10 protein-coding genes are annotated in these 11,929 nt (G+C 64.8%); all 10 read left to right on the forward strand.

Features of this window, described 5'->3' with window-relative positions:
* Positions 1-935 (forward strand): MFS transporter (locus GCN78_RS19650; RefSeq protein WP_193316800.1); only part of this gene is annotated, 935 nt, incomplete at its 5' end.
* Between the two features lie 72 nt (positions 936-1,007).
* Positions 1,008-1,535, forward strand: a complete 528-nt coding sequence (locus GCN78_RS19655; RefSeq protein ID WP_152253206.1) for a hypothetical protein — start codon at positions 1,008-1,010, stop codon at positions 1,533-1,535.
* A gap of 7 nt (positions 1,536-1,542) precedes the next feature.
* Positions 1,543-3,177, forward strand: coding sequence for a GMC family oxidoreductase (locus GCN78_RS19660; protein WP_152253207.1), 1,635 nt, complete (start codon positions 1,543-1,545; stop codon positions 3,175-3,177).
* Positions 3,174-4,130 (forward strand): esterase/lipase family protein, encoded by a 957-nt coding sequence (locus GCN78_RS19665; RefSeq protein ID WP_152253208.1) that lies wholly within the window; start codon positions 3,174-3,176, stop codon positions 4,128-4,130. Before GCN78_RS19660 ends, GCN78_RS19665 begins: the two co-directional genes overlap by 4 nt.
* A gap of 301 nt (positions 4,131-4,431) precedes the next feature.
* Entirely contained in the window at positions 4,432-8,070 is a 3,639-nt protein-coding gene (locus tag GCN78_RS19670; protein ID WP_152253209.1) for an EAL domain-containing protein, read from the forward strand.
* A 151-nt stretch (positions 8,071-8,221) separates the two neighbouring features.
* On the forward strand, positions 8,222-8,812 hold the full coding sequence (locus GCN78_RS19675) for a phasin family protein (RefSeq protein WP_152253210.1): 591 nt from the start codon (positions 8,222-8,224) through the stop codon (positions 8,810-8,812).
* 138 nt (positions 8,813-8,950) lie between these two features.
* Positions 8,951-9,622: a TetR/AcrR family transcriptional regulator gene (locus GCN78_RS19680; RefSeq protein ID WP_034758777.1), complete on the forward strand. Its 672-nt coding sequence runs from the start codon at positions 8,951-8,953 to the stop codon at positions 9,620-9,622.
* 41 nt (positions 9,623-9,663) lie between these two features.
* A complete protein-coding gene (locus tag GCN78_RS19685; RefSeq protein ID WP_152253211.1) occupies positions 9,664-10,437 on the forward strand; it encodes a tetratricopeptide repeat protein in 774 nt (257 codons plus the stop codon).
* An 11-nt stretch (positions 10,438-10,448) separates the two neighbouring features.
* A complete protein-coding gene (locus GCN78_RS19690; protein WP_193316805.1) occupies positions 10,449-10,994 on the forward strand; it encodes an LOG family protein in 546 nt (181 codons plus the stop codon).
* Between the two features lie 312 nt (positions 10,995-11,306).
* Positions 11,307-11,900 carry a PEP-CTERM sorting domain-containing protein gene (locus GCN78_RS19695; RefSeq protein WP_152253318.1) on the forward strand — a complete coding sequence of 198 codons (594 nt, stop codon included), beginning with the start codon at positions 11,307-11,309 and terminating at the stop codon, positions 11,898-11,900.
* Positions 11,901-11,929 lie beyond the last annotated feature (29 nt).

The following is an 11,929-nucleotide window of genomic DNA, read 5'->3' on the forward strand; positions in this document are numbered from 1 at the left end:
TGCTGGCGGCCGGCAGCGTGGCCATGGCGGCCGCGCCGGCGCTGGGCGCGCTGCTGGGCGTGCGCCTTGCCGTCGGCCTCGCGCATGGCGTGTTCATGGCCGTCGCCTCGCACGCGGCCACCAGCCTGGTCGACTCGTCGCGCGCGGGCAGGGCGCTCTCCATCGTCTGGCTGGGCCTGACCCTGGCGCTGGCGGGCGGCGTGCCGCTGGGGACCTGGCTGGGCGCCGTCTCGTCGTGGCGCTGGGTATTCGCCGCCATCGGCGTGCTGGCCCTGTGTGGCGGCGCGGGCTTGCGCCTGGCCATGCCGGCCGCGCGCCAGCCGCTTGCCGCCGCATCGGCCCTGGCCAGCCTGCGCGCCATCCTGCAACCGCCCCTGCTGCTGGCGGCGGGCGTGGCGGCGCTGGTCAGCGTGGCCACCTTCAGTTTTTTCACGTATGTCTCTCCCTTCCTGCTGCAGCTGGGTGGACTCGATGCGGGCTGGCTGGGCGCCGCCATGCTGTGCTTTGGCGTGTGCGCCATCGGCGGCAACCTGCTGGGCGGCTGGTGCGCGGATCGCCCGTCCGCGCTGCGCGCCACCATGCTGGCCCTGGCCGCGCTGGCGCTCAATCTGCAGGCCTTTTATCTGCTGCGCGCCCATCCCCTGGCCTTGCTGGGCCTGTGCGGCACCCTGGGCTTGCTGTTCTTCGCCCTCGTCACCCTGTCGACCATGCGCTTGCTCCGTCTGGCGCAGCAGCATTGCCCGGGCAGCGACGCCGTGGCGGCGGGCTTGAATATCGCCGCCTTCAATGCGGGTACGGCCGCCGGCGGTGCGCTGGGCGGTGCGCTGATCGTCGCCTTCGGCTTGCCCAGCATCGCCATCGGCGGCGCGCTGGCGGCGCTGCTGGCCATGCTGCTGCTATGGTTCCAGTCGCGCAAACTAGACGGCCCGCTCTAGTTTTTGCGTTCAAACGCCCACTGCCTTTGGCGTACACTGGCCTGCGAAAGGCGGTACAAAACAAGGGGAGAGATGGCAATGCAACGCAGATCGTTTCTGAAACTGGGCGTTCTGGGCGCCTGCGCGCTGGCGGCCGGCGGCGCCGCCTACCGGCTGGTGCGCGGACCGGCGCCCCCTGGTCGCTTCGTGCTCGATGGCGAAGCGCGCGCGGCGCTGGCGGCCATCGTGCCGGCCATGCTGGGCAGCGCGCTGCCGCGGGAAACCCCCGCGCGGGCCGCTGCGCTCGATGGCGCCATCGCCGGCGTGGACACGGCCATCCATGGCTTGCCGCTGGCGGCGCAGCAGGAAGTGCAGGATCTGTTCGGCCTGCTGGCGCTGGCGCCCGCGCGGCGCTTCGTCGCCGGCGTAAAAGATGGCTGGCACGACGCCGACCCGGCCCAGGTGGCTGCCTTCCTGCAGGCGTGGCGCACGCACCGTCTGGCCACCCTGCAGACGGCCTACCTGGCCCTGCATGATCTGATCCTCGGCGCCTGGTATGCCGATGCCGCCCACTGGGCCGCCATCGGCTATCCGGGACCGCTGCCCGAACTGAGCGCATAAGGCATCCATGAGCACATCCCCCATTCCTGACCCCATCGCCATCGGCGTGGCCAAAGGCTGGAACGTCACCGACGCCAGCACCCTGGCCGCCGACCGCAGCTTCGAGGCCGATGTCGTCGTCATCGGCAGCGGCGCCGGCGGCGGCGTGACGGCGGAAATCCTCGCGCTGGCCGGCCTGAAGGTCCTGATCGTCGAGGAGGGCGGCTTGAAGTCCTCGCAAGACTTCAAGATGCGCGAAGCGGACGCTTATCCCGCGCTGTACCAGGAATCGGCCGCGCGCAAGACGCGCGACAAGGCCATCAACATTTTGCAGGGCCGCACCGTGGGCGGTTCGACGACCGTCAACTGGACCTCGAGTTTTCGCACGCCGCCCGGCACGCTGGACTACTGGCGCCGGCATTTTGGCTTGTCCGGCTATGCCGTGGACGCCATGGCGCCGTGGTTCGCCATGATGGAAAAACGGCTGCACGTGAGCGACTGGGCCGCGCCGCCCAATGAAAACAACGACTTATTGCGCCGTGGCGCCACGGCGCTGGGCATCCCCACGGCCGCCATCCGGCGCAACGTGAACGGCTGCTGGAACCTCGGCTACTGCGGCATGGGTTGCCCGACCAACGCCAAGCAGTCGATGCTGGTGACGACGATCCCGTCGGCGCTAGCGCTGGGCGCAGGCTTGCTCGTGCATGCGCGCGTCGAGCGTTTCCTCTTCAAGGGCGAACGCGTCGACAGCCTGCAAGTGACGGCGCTCGACGCCGCAGGGCAGGCGCCCACGGGTGTGTGCCTCACGCTGCGGGCCAAACACTTCGTGCTGGCCGGCGGCGCCATCAACTCGCCGGCCCTGCTGCTGCGCTCGCAGGCGCCCGACCCGCACGGCTTGCTGGGCCGGCGCACCTTTTTGCACCCGACCGTGGTGTCGGCGGGCCTGTTTCCGCAGCGCGTAGACGCCTATGCGGGCGCGCCGCAGACGATTTATTCCGACCATTTCCTGCACGTGGCGCCCATCGACGGCCCCATCGGTTACAAGCTCGAAGCGCCGCCTTTGCACCCGCTGCTGATGGCCACCACCATGGGCGGCTTCGGCGACGAGCATGCGCGCACCATGCGCGAATTCCCCCATGCGCATGCCTTGCTGGCGCTGCTGCGCGACGGTTTTCACCACGAGGCGGCGGGCGGCAACGTGTCGATCGACAGCTTTGGCGCGCCCGTGCTCGACTATCCGCTCACGCCCTTTATCTGGGACGGCGCGCGGCGCGCGCTGCTGTCGATGGCGGAAATCCAGTTCGCGGCCGGCGCGCGGAGCGTGTATCCCGTGCATGAGCTGGCCAGCCACTACACGAGCTGGGCGCAGGCGAAGCAGGCCATCGGCGCTTTGCCGATGAAGGCGCTGCTGGCGCGCGTGGTGTCGGCCCACGTGATGGGCGGCTGCGCCATGTCGGACGATGCGCGCCTGGGCGTGACGGGCGCCGATGGCCGCTATCACGGCGTGCGCAACCTGTCCGTGCACGACGGCTCGCTGTTCCCCACCTCGATCGGCGCCAATCCGCAACTGACGATCTATGCGCTGGCGGCGCGCCTGGCCAGCGGCCTGGCGCGGGAGTTGACGGGCAAGCCCGCGCCCGTTCCCGTCGCAGGCATGGCATGATCGCGCGCATTCTCAGGTGGCTGATGCTGCTGCAGGTGCTGGCCGTGCTGGGCGTGGCGTACCTGGCCGTGCGGGCCTGGGGCGTGGCCTCGCCCGCCATGGCCTTGCTGCTGGCGGGCGCCATGCTGCTGGCCGTGCGCGCACTGATCGTGGCGCGCAATTTCTGGCAGAGCCGGCGACTGGGCAGCCCCGTGCCGGCGGAATTTCAATTGGGTGTCGCGGACGCCGCGCGCCTGTTTCTGGGCGAGTTGCGTGCCACCTTGTGGACGTCGTCGTGGGGCATGCTGCGTCCGCGTTTGCACGCGGCCGACACCATCACTGGCCAGAGTCTGCCCGTGTTGCTGATCCACGGCTATGTGTGCAACCGCGGCTACTGGACAAAGCTGAGCCGGCAACTGGCGCGGGCCGGTATCGCGCACGACGGCGTCGACCTGGAACCGATAGGCGCCGACATCGAGGAGTTCGTGCCGCAGGTCGAGCAGGCCATCGAGGCGCTGTGTGCCCGCACGGGCAGCGACCGCGCCATCATCGTCGCCCACAGCATGGGCGGCCTGGTGGCGCGCGCCTGGCTGCGCCGTCACGGCGCGGCCCGCGTGGCGCGCATCATCACCATCGGCACGCCGCACCACGGCACGGTGCTGGCCAATGTGGCGGCGGGCGCCAATGCGCGCCAGATGAGCCGCGTCGATGGCGCGCCGAGCGGCTGGCTGGCGCAGCTGGCCGCCAGCGAGACGCCGGAAACGCGCGCCCTGATCACATCGATCTATTCGCATCACGACAATATCGTCGCGCCGCAATCGTCCGCGCAGCTGCCCGGCGCGCGCAATCTCGCCTTCGGCGGCATCGGCCATGTGGCGCTGGCCAGCGATGCGCGCGTGCTGCGTCAGCTGTTGGCGGAAATTACTATCAAGAACGAAGTCACCCGGCCTGCCTCGCCCCCCCATTTCGCCTGAGTCCTGTTGTGTTTTGTCTGCATGGCAAGACTGTCTCTTTTGACTCTGCTGTTGCCGCTGTTTAACAGCGCAAGGGGCAGAAAATGCTGTTTTCCACTGGCGTAGTGTATTAAGCTAACGTCAGAAGATCACCGGAGAAAATTTGTTCATGAGGCCGCCTGCGCCGTTCCGCAGGCGTCCGGACGCGAGATATTTCTCGGGATGTATGGCAAGATGTTGTAGGATTGCTATGTAGGCGCGCATGCGGAAAGATCAACGCAGGCGGAAAATGAGTCCATGCAGTGTTTATTGGGGGCGCTAATTGTCCGCACGTATCCTGATTATCGAAGATAACGCCACCAATATGGAATTGATGGTGTACTTGCTGCGCGCCTTCGGGTACACGCCGCTGGCCGCCTATGACGGCGAAGAGGGCGTGCGCATGGCGCGCAGCGAATTGCCGGACTTGATCATTTGCGACGTGCATTTGCCCAAGCTCGACGGCTATGGCGTGGTGGCGGAGCTGAAGAAAGATCCGCAACTGCGCAAGATCCCGGCCCTGGCCGTGACGGCGCTGGCCATGGTCGGCGACCGCGAACGCCTGCTCGAAGCGGGCTTCAATGGCTACATCGGCAAACCGATCGAGCCCGACCTGTTCGTCGCGGAGCTGGAATCTTTTTTACCCGGGGCGCCGTCGACGCCAGTTAAAAACGACATCGCCACCATCCTGATCGTCGATGATCATGTGCTCAACCGCGAGTTCCTGACCGCGCTGCTGGGCTACGGCGGCCACCGCCTGCTGGAGGCGGCCAATGGCGCCGACGCGCTGGAAATACTGCGCACCGAGCGGCCGGACCTGATCATTTCCGACATCCTCATGCCGAACATGGACGGCTACGAATTCGTCACGCGCGTGCATGCCGATCCCGCGCTGACCGACGTGCCCATCATCTTTTATACGGCCACCTACCGCGAGCAGGAAGCGATCCTGCTGGCGCAGGCGTGCGGCGTGCGCTGGGTGCTGCCCAAGCCGTCCGACCCCGAGGTCATCGTGCGCACCGTCAACGAGGCGCTGGGACTGATGCCGGCGGCGCTCCAGGTGCCGGCCGAGGCGGGCGCCGGCGCCAATGCGGCGCCTCCCGCCAGGGGCAAGCTGGCCGGCATCGAGCACCAGGTCAGCGGCTACCTCGACGAACTCGAATCGAGCAGCCAGCAGATTTCGCAGCTGGCCACCCAGCGCGAGGGCCAGGCCGCCATGCCCGAAGACCTGGGCGTCATGACGGAGCGCTTGTCGCGTTCGCTGTCCAGCCTGCAGGCGGTCAGCCTGCGCCTGACGGCGCTGATCGAACTGGGCATCGAGCTGGGCGCCGAACGCGATCCGCGCGCCCTGATCGAGGCGGGCTGCAAGGTGGCGCAGAATATCTGCGTCTCCAAGTATGCCTGCATCGGCGTGCTGGAAGAGGGCGCCGAAAAGCTCAGCTATTTTTCTTCGTGCGGCGCCGAGAAAAACCTCGAGCGCATCGCCAGCGCGCCGCGCACGGGCATCCTGAACCGCTTGCTGGAGCAGCGCCAGCCCTACCGCGTCAATGGCTTGAAGGGTGACCCCGGTGCGTTGGGCCTGCCCGACACGCATCCGCCCGTGCATTCCTTCCTGGGCGTGGCCATCGCTTCGCGCGAGCGCAGCCACGGCTGGCTGTACCTGGTCGACAAGCTGGGGGCGAATGAATTTTCCGAGGTCGACGAGCGGGTCGCCGCGACGGTGGCGGCGCAGATCGCCGTCGCCTACGACAACCTGCTGCTGTACGACGAAATCAAGCGCCACCACGAGCAGCTGACCCTGGACATGGCGGCGCGCATCCGCCTCGATGAAGACTTGCGCCGCTTCCGCCTGGCGATGGACGCCACGGCCGACGCGATTTTCCTCGTCGACCGTGCCGGCATGTGCTTCGTCGACGTCAACCAGACGGCGTGCCGCATGCTCGGTTTCGAGCGCGAGGATTTCCTGCGCGTGGGGCCGGGCCGCGCGCACGAGGGCGAAGCCCCGCTGGAAGAGCTGTACAACAAGCTGCTGGCCGGCGACCAGGGCGGCCCGATGACGGAATTGCAGTTGCAGCGCAAGGATGGCTCGCCGCTGTCGGTGGAAGTGCAGCGGCGCACCCTGCGTTCGGGGCAGAGCTGGATCCTGGTGGCCGTGGCGCGCGACATCACCGAGCGCAAGGACGCCGAGCAGCGCCTGATGAAGCTGGCCCATTTCGATACCTTGACGGGCTTGCCGAACCGCAGCCAGTTCTACGCCTCGCTGACCCATTCCCTGTCCCAGGCGGCCGAGCACCAGTGGGCCGTGGCCGTGCTGTTCATGGATATCGACCGCTTCAAGAATATCAACGACACCCTGGGCCACACCATCGGCGACGACCTGCTGCGCCAGTTTTCCAGCCGCCTCGTCGACTGCCTGCGCGTGCGCGATACCATCGGCCGCTTTGGCGGCGATGAATTTGCCACCATCCTGGTGCTGCCCGATGGCGCCCAGCATGCCGTGGGCGTGGTCGACAAGATCCGCGAGGCGATGCGCAAGCCCTTCGACTTGCAGGGCCACGAGGTGACGGTGACGGTCAGCATCGGCATTTCCGTGTACCCCGACGATGGCGTCGATGCGGACACCCTGATTCAATACGCCGACACGGCCATGTACCGCGCCAAGGAGGCGGGCCGCGACGCCTTCCGCTTCTTCACGGCGGAAATGAACGCGCAATCGATGGCGCGGCTGGACATGGAAAATGCCCTGCGGCGCGCCATCGACAACGAAGAATTCGTGCTGTTCTTCCAGCCCAAGGTGAATATCATCTCGGGACGCATCAGCGGCGCCGAGGCGCTGATACGCTGGCGCCGCCCAGGGCACGGCATGGTTTCGCCGGCCCTGTTCATCCCCCTGCTGGAAGAAACGGGATTGATCGTGCGCGTCGGTAACTGGGTGCTCGACGAGGCGTGCAAGAAGATCAGCGAGTGGGGCGCCAGCAGCATCGGCCCCGTGCACCTGTCGGTGAATGTCTCGGGCATCCAGTTTTTCGTCGGCGGCCTGGAAGAGGAGGTGCTCAAGGCGATCCGCAAACACGATATCGCGCCCGAGCTGCTGGAGCTGGAGCTGACGGAAAGCTCGCTGATGTCGAACGCCGAGGAAACCATCGCCGTGCTGCGCAACCTGAAGGCGCTGGGCATCCAGATTTCCATCGACGATTTCGGCACCGGCTATTCCAGCCTGGCCTACCTGAAGCGCTTCCCCATCGACAAGCTGAAGATCGACATCGCCTTCGTGCGCGAAGTGACCAGCAATCCGGACGACGCGGCCATCGTGCTGGCCATCATCAGCATGGCCCACAGCATGAAGCTGGACGTGATCGCCGAAGGCGTGGAAAACGATGCGCAGCTGGCTTATTTGCGGCGCCATGGCTGCGACGAGATGCAGGGCTATTATTTCAGCCGCCCCGTGCCGCAAGAGGAATTCGAGCAGATGCTGATGAAGGGCCAGCAGTTGCAAACGCCGCAGGATGCGGACAGCGAAGAGCAGCAAACCTTGCTGATCGTCGACGACGATGTCTTCATGCTCGACGTGCTCAGCGACTTCCTGGCGCAGGACGGCTACCGCATCCTGACGGCGCAGACGGCCGCCGAAGGCTTCGACATCCTGGCGCGCCACAAGGTGCAGGTGATCCTGTGCGACCAGTGCATGCCGCTCATGAGCGGCACCGAATTCATGGAGCGGGTCAAGCACCTGTGTCCCGACACCTTCCGCATCATGCTGTCGGCCTTTGCCGACCTGACGCCCATCATGGCGGCCATCAACCGTGGCGCCGTCGACCGCTTCTACACGAAGCCGTGGAAAGGCGCCGTGCTGCGCGAAAACATCCGCGAAGGCTTCCGCCTGCACAAGCTGCTGCATGGCCCGGTGAAGGCGGCGGCCTAGGCGCTGTCCGCTCGCGCAACTGTCCTCCGCGTGCGCTGGCGCACCTTCTGAGGCAGCTTTCTATCGGATTAGACTCCCGTCTCTAGTTTTGCTCTCTAGAATAAAAAGTATCCATGAAGTGGCATGGCCTTTCATATGACGGGAGCTGGCGATGGTGAAGAAATTGAAGGAATTGGCGGAAGACAAGGAATTGGCGAACGCCGTGCGCTCGTCCGCGCAGCAGATATGGCAAGCGGGCCTCGGTGCCTTCGCCAAGGCGCAGGAAGAGGGCGGACGCGTGTTTTCCCGGCTGGTGCAGGAAGGCACGGAATTCCAGAAGCGCGCCGAAGACAAGGTGGCCAATGTCAGCGGCACCGTCGGCAAACTGGCCGATGGCGTGGGCAAGCAAGCCAGCGGCTCCTGGGACAAGCTGGAACAGGTGTTTGAAGAGCGCGTCGCGCGCGCACTGGCCACCATCGGCGTACCCACGCAAAACGATATCGCCGCGCTGCACGCGCAGATCGACGCCTTGAGCCGGCAAGTGGCGGCGCTGTCGGCCAAGGCCGCGCCGGCGCCCAGGCCGAAGGCTGCGGTCAAGCCCGCCGTGAAGGCGGCGCCGAGCAGCGTGGCGAAAGCCGCGCCGAAGACGGCGAAGGCGGCCGTCGTCAAGGCTCCGGCCAAGCGGGCAGCCAGCGCCGCGCCGCGCGCCGCCGCCAAAGCCGTGAGCAAGCCGGCGGCGAAGAAAAAAGCGCCGGCCGCCTGAGCTGGCGCCACATCCCTCCAGCCTGCTCGCGCAGGCTTTTTCTTGCCTGCGTCTTTCGCCCGCGTCAGGGGGCACAGTGTTTCATTATGGCTATCTTAGGTGGTATGCTTGAGGCAGAACACAGAGAGATTGCCCGCCATGCTACAAAAAGCACCACGCCGTACCCGCGAACGCATCCTGGAGTTGTCGCTGCGCCTGTTCAACGAGTTTGGTGAGCCGAATATCACGACGACCGTGATTGCGGAAGAGATGAACATTTCCCCCGGAAACCTGTACTACCACTTCCGTAACAAGGACGACATCGTCAATTCGATCTTCGTCCAGTTCGAGGCGGAAATCGAACGCATCCTGACCGTGCCCGACGGGCGCCGTTCGAATATCGAGGATGTCTGGCTGTATTTGCACCTGATGTTCGAACTGATCTGGCGCTACCGCTTTTTCTATCGCGACCTCAATGATTTGTTGTCGCGCAACCGCAAGCTGGAATTGCACTTCAAGCTGATCCTGGCGCACAAGATCAAGGTGGCCACCCAACTGTGCGAAGACTTGCGCAGCGAACAGTCGCTCGAAGCGTCGGACATGGAAGTGGCCGCGATGGCGACGAATATGGTGGTCGTTGCCACCTACTGGCTGTCGTACGAGTATGTGCGCAACCCGCGCAAGTACAGCGAACAGCAATCGATGTCCGATGCGCTGGCGCGCGGCTGCTACCAGGTGCTGTCCCTGATCGGGCCGTATTTGCGCAATGAAACGCATTTGCTGTTTCGCAAACTGTCGGAAGAGTATGTGACCAAACTCAAGAACGACTGACGCGGCTGCTGGCGCCACGTCGTCCATTACAGGAGAGAGAGATGGCTTGGAAACAATTCCCCTATCCGGACGCAGCATATGTCTACACGCCACAGACCCTGGAAGCGGCCTGGGCGCGCCTGCATGCGGGCGACGTGGAACCCTTTCCCACGCACACCGCGCTGGTGCAGGCCTGGCTGGCCTTCCATGCGGGCGACTTCGAGCGCGCCGTGAAGCTGGGCCTGGCCGTTGGCGTGCCCGGCTATGCGGTGGCGCACAAGGCGACCTGCATCTATGCCACGCACCTGGAAGTGAGCGACAGCCAGAAACTCGACATGTACGAAGAGGTGGCGGAGCGTTGCGAGCGCCAGCAGAACGAGCAGCCGGACAACCCGGCCGGCTACTACTGGCATGCCTACAGCCTGGGCCGCTATGCGCTGGGCACCTCCGTCGTCAAGGCCCTGGCGCAGGGCATGGGCGCGCGCGTGCGCAACAGCCTGGACCGCACGATGACGGTGGCGCCCATGCATGCGGAAGCGCATATCGCGTTTGGGATTTATCATACGGAAATTATCGACAAGGTCGGCACCATGATCGGCGGCCTGACCTACGGCGCCAACAAGGAAGATGGCTATCAGCACTTCAAGACGGCGCTGGCCCTGACGCCGTATTCGGCGTTGGCCCACAGCGAGTATGCGCGCGCCTTGAACATGCTCGACGGAAAGAAAAAGCTGGCGGAAGCGCTGGCACTGTATGAAAAGGCGGCCGAGTGCGTGGCACTGGACGCCAAGGAACGCCTTGAAGTCGAGGCGGCGATCGATGAATTGAAAGGATAAGGATTACTGTGATCAAGGCTTTATGTGTGTATTGCGGCGCCAACGCGGGCGTCTCGCCCGACTATGCGGTGGCGGCGCGCGAACTGGCGCGCGTGTTGGTGGCGGAGAATATTTCGCTCGTGTACGGCGGCGGCAAGGTAGGCCTGATGGGCGTGATCGCCGATGAAGTGCTGCGCCTGGGGGGCGAAGTGACGGGCGTGATTCCCACCCAGCTGGTCGAGCGCGAAGTGGGCCACATGGGCTTGACGCGCCAGTTCATCGTGAAGGACATGCATGAACGCAAGGCGATGATGGCCAGCCTGTCCGATGCCTTCATCGCCATGCCGGGCGGCTATGGCACCCTGGAAGAGTTGTTCGAGATGCTGACGTGGGCCCAGTTGGGCTTGCACGCCAAGCCCATCGGCTTGCTCAATGTCGACCATTTCTATGACGGCTTGATCGCTTTTGTGCAAAACGGCAAGGAGCAGGGCTTCATCCGCCCGCAGCATGCGGCCTTCCTGAATGCCGATGCCGATCCGGCCGCGCTGGTGCAGCGCCTGAAGGAGTGTGCGCCGTAATCTTTCCTCATGGGAATGAACAGGGAGCCATGCACTGCGCAGTGCATGGCTTTTTTATTTCCATACGGGAAAATTGATCGTACCCAATGATTCAATTGATAAATATATGGTCAGAATATTTCCCTTGAGGCATGTTATTTTGAAAATGAAGATGCTTTTTAGTTATGGTTGTGGTTTACTGGTCTTGTTCAAAAGTTAGGACTATCGGACACCCGCGAGCGCGACAAGACTCCTAAAAAACGGTGCCGAGCCATTTCAAGTTGCCACAACCACGCTACTTCATCATCTCGAAAGGATGCTATTTTGAAACCTATGACCCTCTTGCGCGCGACCGCTGTCGCCGCCATCCTCGCCGCTGGCGGCGCCCACGCGCAAACCACCACGATCACTTTCGATCCGCTGGAACAGCCGGGCCACTTCGCTTCCGTGTTCCCCTCCTATTCCGAAGGCGGCTACAATTTCGACAGCAGTTTCCTGGGTCTGTTGAGTTCGCCACGTCAAAGCAGCTTCGCCTACGCCGGCTCGGCCGGCCTGGGGGCGACAGTCCTGTCGACAACGACCCTGTCGCGCGCCGACGGCGGCGCTTTCTCGCTGAGCTCGATCAGCCTGGCCGACTTCGTGAGCTTGCCGGGTTCCTTCGACGTCACGTTTGTCGGCCACCAGGTGGGCGGCGGCACGGTAACGCAAACCTTCAGCCTCAACGGCAGCCATACTTTCAGCAATTACAGCTTCACGGGCTTCGACAATCTGCTGTCGGCATCGTGGAAAGAGGGCGCCTTCCATACCTTCCAGGTTGACAATATCGCCGCCAGCGTGAGCGCAGTGCCGGAACCGGCTACCTACGGCATGCTGCTGGGCGGGCTGGGCCTGCTGGGCTTCATGCTTCGCCGCAAGAACGCCGCCTGAGTCTGAAGATGGCGCCGGCCATGCCGGCG

It is taken from the genome of Janthinobacterium rivuli (assembly GCF_009208735.1).
Lineage (GTDB): Bacteria > Pseudomonadota > Gammaproteobacteria > Burkholderiales > Burkholderiaceae_D > Janthinobacterium.